This window comes from Streptomyces sp. NPDC097617 (assembly GCF_044761485.1).
Lineage (GTDB): Bacteria > Actinomycetota > Actinomycetes > Streptomycetales > Streptomycetaceae > Streptomyces.
Map to the genome: position 1 here is coordinate 562,705 of NZ_JBIWCL010000002.1, position 17,441 is coordinate 580,145.

Sequence of the window (17,441 nt, forward strand, 5' to 3'; positions counted from 1 at the left end):
GCCATCACACCTGCTGCCGGCCCGGGCCGTGGGCTGCTCGCACCCAGCACACCACCGTCATCACGGCCACGTTCAGAACCACGTCGAACGGCAACGGCACGGCCGCTCTTCGAGTTGGCGTCGGCCGCAACGGTCCGGCGACCCTGCGCCGGGTCGAGGCCCGTCGCGCTGACCGCGTTCCAGATCACCTCGTCCACGGAGCGTCTCGTCACCGCGGTCGACGAGCTGCTGAGCCAGCGTGGGCGTGGCGCAGCGCAGCCAGCGGGCCTCGGAGACGAAGCCCAGCAGCGACTGCATCACCGCGAGGATCACCGGTTCCGCGTCACTGAGCTTCGGTTCAAGGCCCACCCGAGGCCGCCGCGGCGCAAGATGCGGCGAGGCCTTCAAAGGGTCATCGACCTCCACGTACAGCGCAGTTGCGGGGGTGTCCATCTCGGTCGTCACACACTGACAGTGGGCGCCCTCGCGTCCGTGCAGCTACCCCTTGGAATCAATCATCCAGCCGGCTCCTGGGCAGGCCCCTCGCGTGGAAGGGCTCGCCCGGGGGTCCCTGAAGACTGGAATCAGAAGGAGGTCTCTGGAGCTCTGAGGTCACGGCACGTCAGTGCGTCGGCGCGTCCCGGGCCTATGAAGCTGGACTCTGGACCAGGCATCGACCTCGCACTGTCTGTCGGCATTGTTCCCTGCGGTCACGCCTGTGCCGTTGGCACGCAGGCCGAGGGCGTGCGTCGAACCGGCCGCCACGGCGACAATGCTGCGCCAACCGCCGACTTCGCACTGCCCGTACCTGTTGTCTCCCGCTGCGAGGACCCGCCCGGAGGCTGTGACCCCGACCGTGTGGTAGCTGCCCGCGCCGAGAGCCACCACGTCTTCCCACTCATCGACCTCGCACGCCCCGGTTGCCGGGTCGCCGGTCGCTACTGCCCGCCCGTCGACTCTGAGGCCGACGGTATGGAGATACCCGGCTGAGATGGCGGCCAGGTCACGCCACGCTTCAACGTCACACTGCCCTCGCCGGTTGCTCCCCGCGGCCAGTGCTGAACCGTCCGACCGGACGCCGACCGAATGCCAGTCACCACACGAGAGGACGACCGTCTCGCGCCAACACTGCACGTCGCACCGCCCTTCTGCACTCCGGCCAACCGCCGGCACGCGGCCATTCGCGAGTAGCCCGAGCGTGCGGCGCCAGCCTGCAGCCACGGCCGTGACGCCTCGCCATCCGGCGACATCACATTGCCCATCGCCATTCCACCCCGTTGCCAGCACCGTGCCGTCCGACCGGAGTCCCACCGTATGGGACCTGCCCGTGTTCGTCGCGGTATGGACGTTGCCGGCTGTCACCGCGATGACGTCTTTCCAACGCTCGACACGACACTCAGCGGCTGCGGTATTGCCCACGGCGAGAACGGTTCCATCCCAGCGCCGTCCGACCGAATGACGCCTTCCGGCCGCCAGCGCCCACGAGTTGGTGAGCATTCCGCCTCCCAGTGCTCGGCGCGAGTTCGCGACATGAGACGCCACCCTACGATGCAGTATTGAAGGTCCTGGCGTGACACCCGCAGGGAGACCTCCTGCGGAGCGGAGCGGTTCCCTTGGCGTCATCCGCCGGATCGAGCGCTCAGCCTCGAGAGCCGGCGTTCCCCAGCCAGGGCCCTGCGCACCCTCCCCGATGAGAGGGGGCGCCGCCGGCCGCTCTGCTGCTGATGGGATCCCGATCCTGCCCTTGGCCAGGAGCCAGACGATCCTGGAACGGCTGCGGCGTTCTGCTGAACCGGGCCCACTTCCGCAGCCGTGGCCGCAAGGGCCTGCCGTCGAAGCGATCTTGGTTTGTGGATCATGGAGTGGTGATACGCCGCCATGAACTGTCCGATGCCGAGTGGGAACTCGTGCAGCCGTTGCTGCCCCGGCCTGTGCTGGGGCGGCCACGACTGGATGAGCGGACGGTTCCGAACAGGATCGTGTGGAAGTTCAGGACCGGGATCGCCGGCTCCAGGCCGTGCAGGCCCAGGCCGATGCCGCAGGCGATATCGAGTGGCTGGTATCGGTCGACTCCAGCATCGTCCGTGCTCACCAGCAAATGCGGCCGGTGCCCGAAAAAAGGGGGGCTCCGCAGCCCGGCTCTCGGGCGGTCCCCGGGCGGGATGACCAGCAAGATCCACCTCGCTTGCGACGGAGAGGGCCGCCCATTCGCCTTCGTTCTGGCCGGCGGGAACACCAACTGCATTCAGTTCACCGCCGTGATAGCGGCGATACGGGTGCCCCGCATCGGACCCGGCCGGCCACGCAAGCGGCCCGACCACGTGATCGGCGACAAGGGTTACAGCTCGAGAGCCATCCGCACCTGGCTGCGGCGCCATGGCATCGCCCGCACCATTCCCGAGCGGTCCGACCAGGTTGCGAACCGGGGCCGGGGCGGCGGCCGAGGTGGCCGCCCACGAAGAAGAGGAGGACCCGGCCCGCATGCTGCTCGCCGCCGCCTGGTACCAGGTGATGGCCCGCAACCCCTGGATCAGGATCGCTCCGGATGCGGCGACGACCGTCAACGACCTGAACTACGAGGGCTTCTCCGACCCGCGGGGCTCTGCGGCCGGGGCGTGGTCGCGGCATCCCGGGCCGGGGGCGACGGACCTGATCCGCTTCAGCAAGACGCGTATGGACACCTACGCTCCAGCGACCCGCCGGATGGCCGCCGCCCACGAGCTCGGCCACGCCCTCGGGGTGGTATGCGGTTCTGGAGCCCGGCCGCCAGTCTCGGCGGCCCCCTCGTACTCGGCGGCCTCCCCGTGATCGGCTATGTCCCCGCTGACGAGCACGGCGTCCAGGTCGTGGGGCAGGGCGTCGAGGTACGCCATGACGGCGCGGGTGCGGTCGGCCGCGCGCCGGTCACCGTCGAGATGGACGTCGCTGAGGTGGGCGATCACGATCACGCGCGGTGTCTCCTGCGTCTCCGGTCAAGAGAGGGGCGGACACCCATGCAACCTGCCGAACCACCTCCTGCCTGCGCCGGGTTGTCTCCGGTCGTCAGCCGTCGCTACGCTGCCGCGCGCGGCGCTTCAGCGCCCATCCGGCTGCCGTGAGCACGAGGGCGCTCCCGGCGAGGGGGGCCACGGCGACCCCGGTGGAGGCGAGCGCACCGCCGGTGGCGGTGGCATTGGAACCGCCGCCGACCGTGGCTCCGGCCGAGCCGCCGCCGACGGTACCGGGGGTGCCCGCGGCGCCGCCCGTAGCGGCGGAAGCGCCGTCCGAGCCCGCCGTCGTACTCCCGGTGGAGCCGGTGGAGCCCGACCCGCCGGTACTGCCGCTGCCGCCCGTCGTGGCGGAGCCGGCGTCGCCGCCGCCACCCGTCGTGGTGTCCGCGATGGTGACGGTGAGGGCGGCGGGGGTGGTGTGGACCGTCCCCAAGTCGTTGGCGAACTCGGCCCGGTAGCGGCAACCGCTGTCGGAGAGCGCCGGAGTGAAGCCGTACGTCGGCGAGGTCGCGCCCTCCACGGCCCGCCAGGTCCGGCCCGCGTCCGCGCTGACCTGCCAGACGACCGTGGGCGGCGGCGTCCCCTCCGCCTCGGCCGTCAGCGAGACCCGGGTACCGGCCGTGACCGACTGGTCCGCAGGGTTCTTGGTGACCCGTGGGGACATCGCCCGCTCCAGCCGGGTGATCTTCCCGGCGACCGGGTCCGATACGAAGACGGCCGCGCCACCGGGCTCGACGGCCACGGCCGCGCTCCCCAACTGCACGTGGACGCCGGGAAGTACGACCGGCTTCACGACCTCCCGCAGATCGCGGGTGCGGTGCACGGTGAGCGAGCCGTTGTTGTCACTGCCGGGCTGCGAGGTGTCCCCCGCGTCCTGCCACACCACGAACGCCTCGTGCGTGGTGCGGTCGAAATCCGCCGCGCGGGGCATGTCGGCGCCGCCGTCGAGGACGCCCAGGCGCTTGCCCGTCGCGTCGTGGACGACGACAGAGGCGTCCAGGCCGACCCACACCGCGCCGGTCTCGGGATCGACCTCCGTGAACCCTGCGAAGCCCTCGCCGGCCGGGAGTTCGACGGTCGTGGTGACCGTGAAGGTGGTCGCGTCGATCCGGTACATGCGGCGGTTGCCGAAGTCCGTGAACCACACCGCGCCGCGCACCGCGTCGACCGCGAAGCCGTCGCCGCCCTTCAGCGCGACCGAGCGCCTGATGGCCGCTGTGGCGGTCTCCACCTCGGAGAGGACGGAGCCCTGCGCGACCAGCACCGTCGAAGGGGTGAGCCCCGCGGTGGCGTGGGTGACGGCCGCACCCGGCACCCACGCCCCCGCCGCGGCGGCGTCGCCGTCCTTGGCGGTGCCGATCCCGCGCAGCGGATAGAAGAAGACCGCCCCGTCACCGGGCAGCGGCGCGAGGAGTCGGCGCACCGCCCGCCGGCCGAGGGTGCCGGTGGGCCCGGGAGCCTGGCCGACGGTGCTGCGCACCTTGCCGTCGGCGGGATCCAGCACGTGCAGCCCGCTCTCGTTGACGTCGGCGGTCTCGGGCAGATCATCCGAACCGACGTACAGCTTCTTCGAGTCCGGATGCAGGAGCAGGTCGCGGGGCTTGCCGGCCGCGGCGAACTGCGCCACCGACCGGTACGCGACGGTGCCCGGCGCCGCGTCGGCCCCCTCACCCCCGGCTGCCGAAACGGGACTTCCGGTGGCGGCCGAGGCCAGCACGAGCGCCAGCGCGGCACAGGCGCCGCCCGCACGACCGGGGGTGAGGGGGTGTCGGGGTGTCATGGCTTCCTCGTCGACGGGTGGGTCGGGAGTCGGTCCCGGGCCGGGCCGGCCCGGGCCGGCCGCGGACGGACCGAACTAGTTGAAGGTGACCGGGACGTGGACGTCGTACTTGCGGTTGGAGGAGTTGAAGTGGTCGGCGCGCGTGACGATGGCGCACTCGACCGTCTCGCCGCAGATCTGGCCGCCGCCGAGGTCCGCCTTGACGTGGATGGTGACGCTGAAGCTGCCGCCCGGGCCGAACTTGGAGGTGTTCGCCAGCGTCCCGCCGAAGACGTTGTTGATCCAGTGCGAGGCTCCGGTGGTGCCCGACTGGTCCGAACCGCCCAGACACGGGGTGGGCTTGTTCGCACCCGGCGCGCCGCTCACGGCGCAGAGGCTCACGTATATCCCCTTGGCGCTGCTGTAGCCGCTGCCGGTGACCGTGACGTTCTGACCGGCCGCAGCGGCGGCGGAGGGCGCGGTGAGGCTGAGGTTGAAGGTGGTCGCGCCGTCGGTGACCGTACGCGTCGAGGTGGCTGCGGAGGCGGAGCCGGCCGCGCCGACGGCGAGCGCGACGGCGGCGGAGGTGGCGACGGCCGCGCGGACGGCGGTACGGGACAGGGAGGCAGCACGCATCACTGGAACACCTTTCAGGCACAGGAAGTCGTAAAAACTGAGGTAAGGCTAACCTAATATTGATCAAGGTTGTACGCCTACTTCTCGCCATCTCCACCGCTGTGACGGCCGGTCAACTTCCCTGCGGCGTACGCCGGTCAGGGTGTGGGCGCAAAGGCGCACGGCCCGGCCGCGCCGTGCGGCGCAGCCGGGCCGTGTTGTCGTTGCCGTGTTGCCGTGTTGCCGTTGCCGTGTTGCCGTGTTGCCGTGTTGCCCGTCCAGGACTCCCCCAACGGGGTCCCTCAGCCCCGGTAGGTCTCCAGCAGCCGCAGCCAGACCTCGCTGATGGTCGGGAAGGAGGGCACCGCATGCCACAGGCGCTGGATCGGGACCTCCCCCGCGACCGCGATCGTGGCCGCGTGGATCATCTCGGCGGCGCCCGGACCGACGAAGGTGACCCCGAGGAGGACCTCGCGATCGAGGTCGACGATCATCCGGGCCCGACCCCGGTAGCCGTCGGCGTACAGCCCGGCGCCGGAGACCTTGGCCATGTCGTAGTCGACCGCCCGCACCCGATGCCCGGCCCGTTCGGCCTCGGCCAGGGTCAGGCCCACGGCCGCGGCCTCCGGATCGGTGAAGACCGCCTGCGGGAGGGCGCGGACATCCGCGGTCGGGGTGTGCGCGCCCCACGGCTCGGTGTCCAGCGGAGCGCCGGCCGCGCGGGCGGCGATCGCGGCGCCGACGATCCGGGCCTGGTACTTGGCCTGGTGGGTGAGGAGCGCGCGGTGGTTGACGTCTCCGACGGCGTAGAGCCAGTCGTGCGCGGGCACCCGGCAGGTGTCGTCCACGTCGATCCACTTCCCGGCCGCGAGCCCGACGGTGTCCAGCCCGATGTCCTCGGTGCGCGGCGCGCGGCCCGTCGCCATCAGCAGCTCATCGCCCTCCAGTGTCCCGCCGCCTTCAAGGACCACGCTGACGGGCCCGGTCGGACCGTCCCGTTCGACCGCCTCGACGGACACCCCGATACGGACCTCCGCCCCGGCCTCGCGCAGCGCGTCGGCCACCAGTTCTCCCGCGAACGGCTCCATCCGCGGCAGCAGCCCGGACCCCCGCGCCAGCACGGTGACCTGCGAGCCGAGGGCCTGCCATGCGGTGGCCATCTCGACGGCCACCACCGAGCCGCCCACGATCAGCAGCCGCCCGGGGGCCTCCTTCGCGGAGGTCGCCTCGCGGCTGGTCCAGGGGCCGGCCCCGGCGATGCCGGGAAGGTCGGGGATCACGGCCCGAGTACCGGTGGCGATCACGACCGCGTGCCGGGCCGACAGGATGTGGTGCTCGCCCTGGGGGCTGGTGACGGCGACCTTGCGGACGCCGTAGAGCCGGCCGTGGCCCCGGTACAGGTCGGCGCCGGTCGAATCGATCCAGTCGACCTGGCCCTGGTCCTTCCAGTCACCGGTCCAGTAGTCGCGGTGCGCGAACACCGCCGCCGCGTCCAGGGGGCCCTCGACGGCCTCGGCCAGCCCCGGCACCCGGCGGGCGTCTGCCCGGGCCAGGGCCGGGCGCAGCAGCGCCTTGCTCGGGACGCAGGCCCAGTACGAGCACTCGCCGCCCACCAGCTCGCTCTCGACGAGCGCCGTACTCAGTCCCGCGGCACGGGTCCGGTCGACGATGTTCTCGCCGGCCGGGCCCCCGCCGAGGACCACTACGTCGTACTCCACCGCTTCAGTCATACGGATCAGTCTCTCCGCCGGCAGGGCCGCGCGGTGGACCCTCAGGCCTCCGGCGTGCCGGGTTCCTGCGCACCGGCGCCCTGAGCCCCCTTCTGCTCCGCCGCGATCTTGGCGCGGACCTCGTCCATATCGAGATCACGGGCCTGCCGGATGAGGTCCGTCAGGGCCGCCTCCGGCAGGGCGCCGGGCTGCGCGAAGATGGCCACCTGATCGCGGACGATCATCAGCGTCGGGATCGAGGTGATCTGGAAGGCCCCGGCCAGCTCCTGCTGCGCCTCGGTGTCCACCTTGGCGAAGACAAGGTCCGAGTGTGCCTCCGAAGCCCGCTCGTAGACCGGGGCGAACTGCAGGCACGGCCGGCACCAGCCCGCCCAGAAGTCGATCAGCACGAACGGGTTCTCGCTGACCGTCTGGTCGAAGTTTTCCTTGGTCAGCTCTACGGTTGTCATTCTGCGGGCCTCCGACGTGCGTAAATAGCGGAATCTTGGCTGATTCCCGAGACAGCACGGGAACACAACGGGAACACTATGGCGTCATGGCGAGCCTAACCCCGCGAACGAACAAGGATGGCTCCGTCACGAGCCATCAGGTCAAGTGGCGCATGGACGGTGAGTGGCAGACGGAGCGCTTTCTTCCGGAGGACGTGGAAGGAGCGAAGGTCTTCAAAGCCGCTGTCGAGGAAGCCGGCCACCGGTGGCCTCCAGGGTGGGTGAAGGGACGGGGATACGTCAGCTCTGAGCAGGTGGACGAGTCGGTCTACCAGTTCGAGGCATACGCCCGACGCTCCATCGCTAACCGCACCGCGGGCGACTACTACAAGCATGCGCAAGTCAGGGCGCTGGAGAACCACATCTTCCCGACTTTCGGCACCTGCGACGTCCGATCCGCGAAGCACTTCAGCAAGGCGACGGTCGGCGCCTGGGTGACCCTGATGGCGGGCACGAAGGTTCGGCATGGGCGAGGGGGAAAGCTCAAGGAGATGTCGCCCGGGACCCTTCGCGGTCTCCACGGTCTGCTGTCCTCGGTCCTGAACGAGGCCGTCGTCGCCGAACCGCCCCTACGTGACCGGAACCCGTGCGACCTGACCCGGCTCCCCGATGGCGGAGGCGAAGACGACGATGACGCGATGGAGTTCATGACTCCAGAAGAGGTCGCCGGCCTGATCACCTGCTTCCGCCGCCCCATGGACCGGATGCTCGTGCGCACCGCGTACGGCACGGGAATGCGCTGGGGTGAACTGAGTGCACTGGCAACGCGGCACGTCCGTAGCACCCAGCCCGGCAGGTACGAAGTACGGGTCACCCGAGCCTGGAAGCGACGCACGGCGACGTTGTTCTACCTTGGCCCACCGAAGACGAAGGCCGGGCGTCGGAGCGTGGAGGTCACGACCAGCCTGTGGCAGGAGCTCCAGGACTACGGTCTCGCCAAGCAGCACAAGGACGCACTGGTCTTCCACGACGGAGCGGGGCAACGGATCAAGTACGGGACGTTCTGGAAGCGCTGGAGGACGGCCGTCAGGAGGGCCAAGGCCAGAGGAATCCTGCCGGAGTGGAAGCAGCCGACGTTCCACGATCTCCGGCACTCTCACATCGCGGCGCTGATCTCCGACGGAAACAGCCTCACGTACATCCAGCGACGCGTCGGACACGAGTCGATCAAGACGACGAGCGACCGCTATGGCCATCTGCTGGAGACGGCCCACGTGGCCGCCCTTGAGACGCTCAACCGCGTCATGGGAGTCACCGCAACAACGGGGGCCTCGATCACAGCGACATTTCTGGGAGCCGCCGCGGTGTACGTCGCGACGCTTGGCGAGTACGCCGTCGCCTTCGAGGCCGAAGACGCCGCGGAGAAGATCGCGGAGCGTTGGGTGCGAGAACGCGGCGGCAAGGTGCGGGTCGAGAGGATGACCGGTGACGCATGGAGGGATACCGAGGAGTCCGGCCCTCTTCATCATGGGACAGTGCGCCGGGCCTGGGTCTGGGAGATGGGCCCGGCCTTCTACAACGCTGATGGCTCGATGACCCTTTCGGAGTCCGACGCTGGTGAGATTCGGGGCTCATGGCGGTGGGACTTCGAGGACTCGTACACCGAGGAGCCTGCTCTCCAGACGATCGGCGACGACGGAGTGAAGGGATCCCTCACCAGCGTCCGAGCATACGGGGCGGATGAGACGGCCGTGCGCGAGGCATTCGCGAAGGCCCAGGAAGAGGTGTTGCAGGACGCGAAGCGTCCGATGCGGGAACTAGCCGGTTCCGCCCGGTAGATCAGGGGCACGGTCGCTCGACGCAGAATGCCGTCCTTAGCCTCTCCGGGCTGCCGCCTCAGGGGCCGAGGACGGGGGCCCGCGCCCTTCGGCGACAGGCCCCCGCCTCACGGGCTGACCAGCTTGCGGAGCACGGCAGCCCGCACAGGTGCCGACGCACCCCGGCAGGGGTACGTCGGCACCCGACGCTTCCGGACAATGACCGGATTGCGCATGTCTATGATTACCTTCTGAAAGAACCTTTCGTAACCCCTGTGGCACAACGCGTCACTTGGGCTTACGCTCCTTACCCCTCCGGGGCCGGCGGGATCACTCGGTCCACGAGGTGCTGGAGCCGGTTCTCGAAGACCTTGGCCGCCGCTTCGGGGTTCACCGAGGCCAGCGCGACACTCGCGGTGACGATCACGTCGCACAGCTCCTTCTCCACGTCAGCCCAGGAGTGCGAGGCGCCCTTCCGTGGATTTCCGCCGAGCGCGCCGTGCACTGCCTCTGCGACCTCCCCCGCCTCCTCGTTGATCTTGAGAACGCGCAGCAGGATGCGCTCTCGCTCGCTCAGGTCACCCGCGTTCTTGTCCAGCCAGCCGCGAAGCTGCTCGATCTGCTGCCAGGTCTTCGGGTCCATCAGGTGGTTCTCCTTGCGAAAGCGGGCGATCAGAACAGAGAAGGGGCGGGGGCCTCAATCGGCCTCGGGTCGGTAACCGTCAGCGGGACCGCCGCGGTGACCGCCAGACCTACGGTCAGCGCCGAGTGATCCGTCAGGCGGCCAGTCATCGTGCGCGGCTCATGGAGGTACGAACAGCCGCGCAAGCCGTCGGTGAGCCGGCCGGACACGAAGGCGTGGTCATACCGGTAGCCGTCACCGGTCCGTCCGACCCAGGTGTATTCGAGGGCGTCCGGGTGCAGGGCCCGGAAAGCGTCCGAGTACCCGGCCATCCCGAACCAGCCGTAGAACTCGTACTCGAAGGGGAGGAAGAAGCGGTACTTGGGGACGTGCGCCGGCTCCAAGACGTTGAGGTCACCAATGACGACCCGCGCGGCGCTCTCCGCGAAGGGCAGGTTGCTCCGACAGGCCTGGAGGAACGTCCGCTTCCGTTCGGTCTTCTCCTCCGTAGCGTTCCTGGAGGGGACATAGAGGCCGATCACGTCCAGGGGCCCATCGTCCGTGTCGACCGTGACCCCGGCCGCGCGGTGCGGCAGGACGTCCACGCCGGTGTCCAGCTCCCGCGTAACGAGGCGGCTCACGATCATCACGCCCCGTTCGCCGGATGCCTTGGGCCTGGGGAACGTCACCGAGTACCCCGCCGCCAGGAACCGCTCCTCCAGGAAGCCGCACCCAGCACTGGAGGCCGTCTCAGTGAGGACGAGGACCTGCTCCGGCCGGGCCGCGAGGTAGGCGAGCTGTCGCTCGGCCCGCTCCCGGCTCGGGTTGTTCAGGTTGAACGTCAGCACGTCCAGCGCCGTCATGCGTTGCCCCTCGTGATCCATGGTTCCTTGATCGCCGCGACGATGGCCGCGGCGACCGCCTTCGGCTCGGTGGTGCTCGCGTCGAGCTGGAGGACGCGAACGCCGGCGGCCATCAGGAATCTAGCGGCCTCACGGAAGTGGCCGCATTCGCGCTCGCTGGATCCGGCCTCGCGTTCGTACCGGCTGTGCGCGCCGCGCTCCGTCAGGCGCTTCTCGACGATGTCCGCACGGGCGTTGATGATGACGGCCAGGTCCGGCATGTCCGCGTGTCTGTTCAGCTCCCACACGGCGTCGCGGCTGACGCCGTCGAGGACCTGGAGCACGAGGGAGGAGGCGATGTAGCGGTCACAGACCACCGTCTGGCCTTGGGCGATGGCTGGCCGGATCTCCTCTTCGACGTGCTGGTACCGGTCGGCGGCGATCAGGCACGCCATCGCCATGCCCTTGTAGAGGTCGGTCCCGGCACGTGCCAGGGTCCCCAGGGAGGTATCGGAGGGCTCCCGGGTGCGGTGCACGGCGGCGCCGTCCTCGCGTAGAAGGTCGACGACAAGCTGGGCGACGGTGGACTTCCCGACACCGCCGGGGCCGTCGATCGTGACGAAGAGGCCGGTCACAACACACTCACCAGGGGAAGGACGAGGGACTTCTTCGGGACGACCGGGCACAGCTCGGTGTCGACGGCGCCGATCCGCTCGCCGGCGGCGACGACGGCCGCGGGGCAGCCCTTGCCGCACGAAGGGGATAGCGAGCAGGAGCCGCACGTCGGGTTGCCGCCGAGGTCCCACCGGTCGCTGAACCGGCCGTAGTTATCGAGCCGGGCCGCAATGTCGTCGTCCTTCCACACGTTGCCGACGAGGAAGTCCGTGTCCGGGTGCTTTGAGGCCTTGGTCCGCGCGGCGAACACCAGGTAGGGGCAGATCGCGGTGGCGCCGTCCGTGAAGACGTAGATGATGTTCCCCGCCTCGCACCCGGCCAGCGGCTTCTCGTCGTTGGGGAACCTGATGTTGACCATCTCGAGCCCGTCCGCCTCGAACGGGGCGGTCATCGCGGCGATCTCCCGCATCTGGTCGTCCGGGGTTCGGAGCTTGCCCTGCGCCGACCGCGATGCGCCGCGGCCCATGCTCCCGAGGGGGTTCATCAGGACGTAGGTCGCGCCTTGCTCGCGGGCGAACTCGACGAGCTGGCGGTATTCCACGTCCTCGGCCAGGTTGTTCGGCGTGCACAGGAGGCCCTGGAGGATTCCGGCCGTCGCGAACCTTTTGATCGTGTCGATCGTCTCGGCGAAGCATCCGGGCAGGCCGCGGAAGATGCTGTGCGACTCCTCCGCGAAACCGTCCAAGCTGACGTTCATGTGCGCGTCCAGCTCGACCAGGGCGTCGATCTGCTCGTCCGAGCACATGGTGCCGTTGGTGCACACGCCGACGGACATACCGGCCGCGCGGAACAGGGCGACGATCTCGATCAGGTCCTCGTGCATGAACGGCTCACCGCCGGTCAGCGTCACCTTCGTGACCCGGGCCTCGATGAGCTGCGGGACCAGGCGGTCGCGGATGGCGTCCACGGGCATGTAGTTGCCGCGCTTCGTCGCCACCACGAAGCAGTGGCCGCAGAGGGCGTTGCACGGCTCGCAGATTTGGATGAGGGCCTTCCGATTGGGGGCGTCCACGGACGTTCGGAAGTAGCAGGATGCGGCCTGCCCTGTGCTGATGATGGCTCGTCCGGACATAGGTGGCCTCCAGAAGGTGTTCCGGGGTGGGGTGGAGCCCGCCCGTGGGCGTACGCCGATGCAGGACGTCCCGGGCGGGAAACTGGGTCAGCCGGGCTCGCGGGCGAGGCTGAAATGCGCGCGTATCAGAGCTTCGAGGCGCTGCATGCAGGGTTCGCAAGCGTAAAAACCCACGTGGCCGAGGTCGCGGCTCTGGACGTCCCCGATCCACATGACCGGCAGGCCGTTGGCGTCGCAGCGCCAGCAGGCGCCGACCACCCAGGTCGGATCAGACACCGGGGCCGTACCAGATGCCGTAGACGAGCATGCCGATCATGCCCAGCAGGAATCCGACGTAGACGAGCTGGCCGGGGCGGTCGTCATGCATCGGGTCGTTCCTTCACGACCGTCAGCTCGGCCCATACCCGCTTCCCCCAGGGCAGCGGGTCAGCCCCCCACTTGTCGTCGGTCAAGGCCGCGACGATGGCCAGACCGCGTCCGTGCTCAGAGTCGCCGGCTACCTCGCGCTGCTGCGGAAGCTCCCGCGAGAAGTCGACCACGGCCAGCCTGACCACGTGCTTGGCCTGCCGGGTGACTATCACCCGGATTGAGCCGGACCCCGCGTGCGTGATCGCGTTGGACACCAGCTCGCTCATCACGAGGAGAGCGGCGTCCTCCGCCTCCTCCAGCTCCCAGACGTGGAGCGCGGAAGCGACCAGACTGCGCGCGAACTGCGCGGAGGCGGGCTCCGGGTCCAAGGTCTGGGTGTAGGCGGGGTTTCCGATGGCAGCAGACTCGAACATCGACATGCGTGCGCCGATCCGGTTGGGCCGGCGGCCTACACCACCAGCCTCGTTCTCGGCCGGGCGGGACCTCGTGTCCTGCACAGGCCAGGTCAGAGCCTCAGTCACCGCAGCTCACCGTCCGATGGGATAAGACGACGGCGGCCAAGGCTGGCGAGGGAGGCTAGCAGGGCTGTCGAGCAGAGCTGCGCGGGTCCGTCGAGAGGGACGACCCACCACGGCCTGCCGTCCACCGGTGCACATCGATCAGGCGCCGGGACCAGGAGCAAGGCACGGGAGGGGTGCAGCGTCGTGCTCGGCACGGTCCAGAAGCGACTGGCGCTCACCGGCAGCAGGGCGGTGTATCCGCCTTCCTGCCGACAGGCGGCCGGGTCGAAGATGACCGGACCCTCCAGCGCGTCGCGGAGCCGCGGGGCGCAGCGCTGCGGGGTCGTTTCCCCCATCGCGGAGTGGACCACGGCAGCGGAGACCATGACCGCCGCGAAGAGCGCGCCCGGCCGCAGCCAAGTCTCTCCGTCGTCCTTCCACTGGGCGGTGGCGTCAGAGATCGACTCGGCCGCCGACAACAGCCAGTGGCCGGAGGCCATCCGCCGCTCGGTCGCGGTCGAAATCGCGGTAGGGACGAGGCCGAGGCCAGAGTCACCGTCATCTCTCGTGCGTGTGCTCGGCATTGCTCTGCACTCCCAGGCGGGTCGATGGCCAACCGACGGGCTGACGCCCTCACTACGAGCCAACTCCCGTTGAATCCGGACCGCCGGACCTTCGCGCGGACTTTCCAGCGGACTTTTCGCGGCAAGCGGTCTTTCCGATGTGACGAAAGTCGCTACCGTCGGGAAGGTTCAGATCACCGGAGGTGACCGGGTGGACGTACTGACGCCCTTTGAGCAGGCCTGTCTCCTGCACCGCTGGGAGAAGCCGGCGGACTTTCTGCACGCCTTCGAGGCGACTGCCGACGTCCTGGGCGAGGCAGTAACACTGACCGACCGTCAGTACCGGCGGTGGAAGACGCCGAAGCCTCCCATGCCGCGCGCACGCGCTTGGCGAGTGCTGCACGCCATGTTTGGTGTGTCACCCACGGATCTCGGGTTTCCCGGACCTCCGCCAGGTGCGAACGTTGGGGGTGCAGCACTCTCCGCAAAGAAGGGCAGCACCTCCGTGGACCGACGAGCATTCATGGCCGACGGTATCGGCGTCGTCACCGGGCTGGGCCTACCAGCCCACTCGCGACCGCTCAGCCCACCCGGCGAGACCGGTGCCGTCGGCACCACTCACCTCCTGGAGCTGCGGGCCGGCCTTCGCTCGTTGTTCCAGCTCGACGACGCGTACGGCGGCGGCGACGTCCGGTCTCTCGCGGTGCGGCACCTGACTCGCGTCCGTCGCATCATCGCCACAGGGACCTACCCCGACACGATCGGCCGTCAGCTCCGACTCCTTGCCGGGGAGATCGCCGAGCACTGCGGCTGGCTCTACTACGACGCGGACGAACAGGACAACGCCCGCCGGTACTTCGGCGAGGCGCTGACCACCGCGACGATGCTGCGCGACAGCAATCTGGAAATCCTGGTCTTCTCCAGCATGAGTCTCCAGGCGTGCTACGAAGGCCGCGCCCGCGACGGTCTCGACCTCGCCCGCGCCGCTCAGGAGCGCGCCACCCAGCTCGCTTCGCCGGTACTCCAGTCGCTCATCGCCGCCCGCGAGGCCCGCGCCCTGGCGCTGATGGATGACGGCTCCGGCGCGAAGACGCGGCTCTCCGCCGCCATGCAGCTCGTGGACCGCAATGGCCGGGGCCGCCCCTCCCCCGAGTGGACTCAGTTCCACGGGCCGGCCGAGCTGGACTACGCACAGGGCCTCCTCTACACCGAACTGGGCAACCACCGAGCAGCCACCCGGTTCCTCGGCGCCGCCCTCGCCCACCAGGAGACCACCTACGGCCGGAACCGGGCCCTGTACCGCATCACCCTGGCTCAGGCCCTCGTGGACGCCGGCGAAGCCGACGAGGCCGCCGCGCACGCCGTCGCCAGCCTGGAGGCGCTGGAGGAAGTTGAGTCTGGCCGCGTGATGAGGCGGCTCAGCACCGTGACGAAATCGCTCCGCGCGGTCGACGCCAGCTCCGCGCGGGACGCCGCCGACGAGCTGACCGAGTACGCCAGGACCAAGGAGGCCGCGTGATGTCCGCCGAGGTGACGTACGAGCGCTACGACGGGCCGGAAGCCGCGGCAGCAGCACTCGACGACTTCCTCCCGGCGTACGAGGAGGTGTATGCCGAGCCGCCGTACAGCGAAGGCCCCTCCGACGTGGCGCAGTTCATCGAGCACTACGTCCACCACGCGCAGCGAATCGGGATGCGCCTGATCATCGCCCGCGAAGCCGCAGAGGTCATCGGGTTCGCGTACGGGTACTACCTGCCTTCCGACACCGGGTGGTGGAGCAACGTCGACGAAGACCTGGCCGACGACTTCACCCACGAGACTGGTACCCGGACCTGGGTGATCCTGGAGCTGGCCGTCCGCAAGGCTTGGCGGCGGCGCGGTACCGCGAAGGCACTCCACAACGCACTTCTGGACGGCCTGCCGATAGAGCGGGTCACCCTCACCGTCCGGCCCGAACCCGAGGCCGCCCCGGCGCAGGCCGCGTACGCCTCGTGGGGCTACCGACCTGTCGGTACCTCGCACCCGTGGGAGGAAGCACCCTTCTACCGGGCCATGGTCCTCGACCTCAACAGCCGGCCAGCCACGCTCTGACACTGCACGCGGAGACGCCCCGCTCGAGAGCGGGGCGTCTCCGCGTCGCACAGCAGATGGACGGCTCGACGATACGACGGGCTCGCATGCAAGCCAGTCCCCGACACGAACGGAGCCCGACCGCGCTCGGGGGGGGTGGGCGCGGTCGGGCTCGCTTCACTCGGGCCGCAAGGGGGGATTGCGGCGCATCAAGCGGCTCCTGCTCAGTGCCGCTCGGCAGTGGCTCCAGTGTGCCGCACCAGCGGCTTGCATGCATGCCAAACGATGGAATGGAGCCGGCCCGGCACACCGGCGCGATCGTTCGGGGGTGGGGCTGGTGGAGGGACTTTCTCCGCTAGCCTTGCTGCCCGTCGCCTACTGGGGCTGGAACGAACCGGGAGAAAAACATCGTGACGACTGTCCTTATCGCCGGGGGAGCCGGTTACATCGGCAGTACGGTCGCCTCGGCCTGCCTGGACGCGGGCATCACGCCCGTGATCCTGGACAACCTCGTCCGGGGCCGCAGGGAGTTCACCGAGGGGCGCACCTTCTACGAGGGCGACATCGCGGACGGCGCCGTGGTCGACCGGATCTTCTCGGAGCACCCGGACATCTCCGCCGTGGTGCACTGCGCCGCCTTGATCGTGGTGCCGGAGTCCGTCGCGGACCCCATCGGCTACTACGAGGCGAACGTCAGCAAGTCCCTGTCCTTCCTGAAGCACCTGCACCGCAACCAGTGCGACCGCATCATCTTCAGCTCCTCGGCCTCTATCTACCAGGCGGAGGACGGCTCCCCCGTCTCCGAGGACTCGCCGCTCGCGCCGCAGAGCCCCTACGCGCGGACCAAGGCCGTGTGCGAGGAGATGTTCGCCGACATCGCCGCGGCCGGTCCGCGTGTGCTGTCCCTGAGGTACTTCAACCCAGTCGGCGCCGACCCCAAGCTGCGCACGGGGCTCCAGCTCAGGCGCCCCAGCCACGCCCTCGGCGTACTCATCCAGGCCCACCAGGAAGGGCGGCCCTTCCCGATCACCGGGACGAACTACCCGACGCGCGACGGCACCGGCATCCGAGACTACGTGCACGTGTGGGACCTGGCCGCCGCCCACGTCGCGGCGATCCAGCGCTTCGACTCCATCCTCACGGACACGACGCGCTCGACCGCGATCAACCTGGGCACGGGGAACGGCACCACCGTCCGCGAGCTGTGCGACGCCTTCAACGCCGTCGTCAGCACGCCACTGGCCACGGTAGACGCCGACCCGCGCCCGGGTGACGTGGCCGGCGGCTACACCAAGAGCGACCGCGCGGCCGAGCTGCTGGGGTGGACCCCCCGGCTGTCCCTGGAGGAGGGCATCCGGTCCGCCCTGGACTGGATCCCGATCCGCGACGAGCGGTTGAAGGACTGACCGT

Annotated in this window: 18 protein-coding genes and 2 pseudogenes; 6 read left to right on the forward strand and 14 right to left on the reverse strand. The window is 69.6% G+C overall.

All coding sequences use genetic code 11. The features are described 5' to 3' along the window. Nucleotides 1-72: 72 nt before the first annotated feature. Nucleotides 73-444: a hypothetical protein gene (locus ACIQZO_RS05885; protein ID WP_403620664.1), complete on the reverse strand. Its 372-nt coding sequence runs from the start codon at nucleotides 442-444 to the stop codon at nucleotides 73-75. Nucleotides 445-591: 147 nt separating this feature from the next. Further along, a complete protein-coding gene (locus tag ACIQZO_RS05890; RefSeq protein WP_403620667.1) occupies nucleotides 592-1,602 on the reverse strand; it encodes an RCC1 domain-containing protein in 1,011 nt (336 codons plus the stop codon). Nucleotides 1,603-1,829: 227 nt separating this feature from the next. On the opposite strand from ACIQZO_RS05890, the pseudogene ACIQZO_RS05895 reads away from it, so the two are divergent. Next, a pseudogene (locus ACIQZO_RS05895) lies at nucleotides 1,830-2,417 on the forward strand (transposase); the annotation flags it as partial. A 7-nt stretch (nucleotides 2,418-2,424) separates the two neighbouring features. Then, nucleotides 2,425-2,787 (forward strand): hypothetical protein, encoded by a 363-nt coding sequence (locus ACIQZO_RS05900; protein ID WP_403620939.1) that lies wholly within the window; start codon nucleotides 2,425-2,427, stop codon nucleotides 2,785-2,787. 41 nt (nucleotides 2,788-2,828) lie between these two features. On the opposite strand, the pseudogene ACIQZO_RS05905 reads toward ACIQZO_RS05900, so the two are convergent. The 5 genes and pseudogenes from ACIQZO_RS05905 to ACIQZO_RS05925 form a co-directional block, all read right to left on the reverse strand. Beyond that, nucleotides 2,829-2,927 (reverse strand): annotated as a pseudogene (locus ACIQZO_RS05905) (phosphodiesterase); the annotation flags it as partial. 94 nt (nucleotides 2,928-3,021) lie between these two features. Next, nucleotides 3,022-4,749, reverse strand: a complete 1,728-nt coding sequence (locus ACIQZO_RS05910) for a hypothetical protein (RefSeq protein WP_403620670.1) — start codon at nucleotides 4,747-4,749, stop codon at nucleotides 3,022-3,024. A 75-nt stretch (nucleotides 4,750-4,824) separates the two neighbouring features. Continuing rightward, on the reverse strand, nucleotides 4,825-5,364 hold the full coding sequence (locus tag ACIQZO_RS05915; protein WP_403620673.1) for a hypothetical protein: 540 nt from the start codon (nucleotides 5,362-5,364) through the stop codon (nucleotides 4,825-4,827). A 281-nt stretch (nucleotides 5,365-5,645) separates the two neighbouring features. Continuing rightward, nucleotides 5,646-7,073: a dihydrolipoyl dehydrogenase family protein gene (locus ACIQZO_RS05920; RefSeq protein WP_403620676.1), complete on the reverse strand. Its 1,428-nt coding sequence runs from the start codon at nucleotides 7,071-7,073 to the stop codon at nucleotides 5,646-5,648. Between the two features lie 41 nt (nucleotides 7,074-7,114). Next, a complete protein-coding gene (locus ACIQZO_RS05925) occupies nucleotides 7,115-7,522 on the reverse strand; it encodes a thioredoxin family protein (protein WP_403620679.1) in 408 nt (135 codons plus the stop codon). A gap of 86 nt (nucleotides 7,523-7,608) precedes the next feature. Here ACIQZO_RS05925 and ACIQZO_RS05930 point away from each other — a divergent pair, with 86 nt between their 5' ends. Then, nucleotides 7,609-9,339, forward strand: coding sequence for a tyrosine-type recombinase/integrase (locus tag ACIQZO_RS05930; protein ID WP_403620682.1), 1,731 nt, complete (start codon nucleotides 7,609-7,611; stop codon nucleotides 9,337-9,339). A gap of 286 nt (nucleotides 9,340-9,625) precedes the next feature. Here ACIQZO_RS05930 and ACIQZO_RS05935 read toward each other — a convergent pair whose 3' ends face one another. From ACIQZO_RS05935 to ACIQZO_RS05965, 7 genes are all read right to left on the reverse strand, one after another. Further along, complete coding sequence (locus ACIQZO_RS05935) at nucleotides 9,626-9,961, reverse strand: MazG-like family protein (protein ID WP_403620685.1); 336 nt, start codon at nucleotides 9,959-9,961, stop codon at nucleotides 9,626-9,628. A gap of 29 nt (nucleotides 9,962-9,990) precedes the next feature. Continuing rightward, entirely contained in the window at nucleotides 9,991-10,803 is an 813-nt protein-coding gene (locus ACIQZO_RS05940; protein WP_403620688.1) for an endonuclease/exonuclease/phosphatase family protein, read from the reverse strand. Next, nucleotides 10,800-11,417: a dTMP kinase gene (gene tmk, locus ACIQZO_RS05945; protein WP_403620691.1), complete on the reverse strand. Its 618-nt coding sequence runs from the start codon at nucleotides 11,415-11,417 to the stop codon at nucleotides 10,800-10,802. The genes ACIQZO_RS05940 and tmk overlap by 4 nt, the downstream gene beginning before the upstream one ends. Beyond that, complete coding sequence (locus ACIQZO_RS05950; RefSeq protein WP_403620694.1) at nucleotides 11,414-12,529, reverse strand: radical SAM protein; 1,116 nt, start codon at nucleotides 12,527-12,529, stop codon at nucleotides 11,414-11,416. Before ACIQZO_RS05950 ends, tmk begins: the two co-directional genes overlap by 4 nt. Before the next feature lie 87 nt (nucleotides 12,530-12,616). Further along, nucleotides 12,617-12,805, reverse strand: coding sequence for a hypothetical protein (locus ACIQZO_RS05955; RefSeq protein WP_403620697.1), 189 nt, complete (start codon nucleotides 12,803-12,805; stop codon nucleotides 12,617-12,619). An 83-nt stretch (nucleotides 12,806-12,888) separates the two neighbouring features. Continuing rightward, nucleotides 12,889-13,317: an ATP-binding protein gene (locus ACIQZO_RS05960; protein ID WP_403620699.1), complete on the reverse strand. Its 429-nt coding sequence runs from the start codon at nucleotides 13,315-13,317 to the stop codon at nucleotides 12,889-12,891. Between the two features lie 98 nt (nucleotides 13,318-13,415). Continuing rightward, nucleotides 13,416-13,898 carry a hypothetical protein gene (locus ACIQZO_RS05965; RefSeq protein ID WP_403620702.1) on the reverse strand — a complete coding sequence of 161 codons (483 nt, stop codon included), beginning with the start codon at nucleotides 13,896-13,898 and terminating at the stop codon, nucleotides 13,416-13,418. Nucleotides 13,899-14,466: 568 nt separating this feature from the next. On the opposite strand from ACIQZO_RS05965, the gene ACIQZO_RS05970 reads away from it, so the two are divergent. The 3 genes from ACIQZO_RS05970 to galE all read left to right on the forward strand — a co-directional run bounded on the left by ACIQZO_RS05970 (nucleotide 14,467) and on the right by galE (nucleotide 17,437). Continuing rightward, nucleotides 14,467-15,480, forward strand: a complete 1,014-nt coding sequence (locus ACIQZO_RS05970) for a hypothetical protein (protein ID WP_403620705.1) — start codon at nucleotides 14,467-14,469, stop codon at nucleotides 15,478-15,480. After that, a complete protein-coding gene (locus tag ACIQZO_RS05975) occupies nucleotides 15,480-16,052 on the forward strand; it encodes a GNAT family N-acetyltransferase (RefSeq protein WP_403620708.1) in 573 nt (190 codons plus the stop codon). The genes ACIQZO_RS05970 and ACIQZO_RS05975 overlap by 1 nt, the downstream gene beginning before the upstream one ends. A gap of 389 nt (nucleotides 16,053-16,441) precedes the next feature. Continuing rightward, the gene (gene galE / locus ACIQZO_RS05980; protein WP_403620711.1) at nucleotides 16,442-17,437 is read left to right on the forward strand and encodes a UDP-glucose 4-epimerase GalE; all 996 of its coding nucleotides are present in this window, start codon (nucleotides 16,442-16,444) and stop codon (nucleotides 17,435-17,437) included. Nucleotides 17,438-17,441 lie beyond the last annotated feature (4 nt).

Bases quoted from the DNA above. Each gene is read 5' to 3' on its own strand.
- ACIQZO_RS05965 (WP_403620702.1), bottom strand. From the start codon at position 13,898: ATGGCCTCCGGCCACTGGCTGTTGTCGGCGGCCGAGTCGATCTCTGAC.
- ACIQZO_RS05930 (WP_403620682.1), top strand. From the start codon at position 7,609: ATGGCGAGCCTAACCCCGCGAACGAACAAGGATGGCTCCGTCACGAGC.
- ACIQZO_RS05890 (WP_403620667.1), bottom strand. From the start codon at position 1,602: ATGACGCCAAGGGAACCGCTCCGCTCCGCAGGAGGTCTCCCTGCGGGT.
- ACIQZO_RS05960 (WP_403620699.1), bottom strand. From the start codon at position 13,317: ATGTCGATGTTCGAGTCTGCTGCCATCGGAAACCCCGCCTACACCCAG.
- ACIQZO_RS05925 (WP_403620679.1), bottom strand. From the start codon at position 7,522: ATGACAACCGTAGAGCTGACCAAGGAAAACTTCGACCAGACGGTCAGC.
- ACIQZO_RS05915 (WP_403620673.1), bottom strand. From the start codon at position 5,364: ATGCGTGCTGCCTCCCTGTCCCGTACCGCCGTCCGCGCGGCCGTCGCC.
- ACIQZO_RS05910 (WP_403620670.1), bottom strand. From the start codon at position 4,749: ATGACACCCCGACACCCCCTCACCCCCGGTCGTGCGGGCGGCGCCTGT.
- ACIQZO_RS05950 (WP_403620694.1), bottom strand. From the start codon at position 12,529: ATGTCCGGACGAGCCATCATCAGCACAGGGCAGGCCGCATCCTGCTAC.
- ACIQZO_RS05935 (WP_403620685.1), bottom strand. From the start codon at position 9,961: ATGGACCCGAAGACCTGGCAGCAGATCGAGCAGCTTCGCGGCTGGCTG.
- ACIQZO_RS05920 (WP_403620676.1), bottom strand. From the start codon at position 7,073: ATGACTGAAGCGGTGGAGTACGACGTAGTGGTCCTCGGCGGGGGCCCG.
- ACIQZO_RS05975 (WP_403620708.1), top strand. From the start codon at position 15,480: ATGTCCGCCGAGGTGACGTACGAGCGCTACGACGGGCCGGAAGCCGCG.
- ACIQZO_RS05940 (WP_403620688.1), bottom strand. From the start codon at position 10,803: ATGACGGCGCTGGACGTGCTGACGTTCAACCTGAACAACCCGAGCCGG.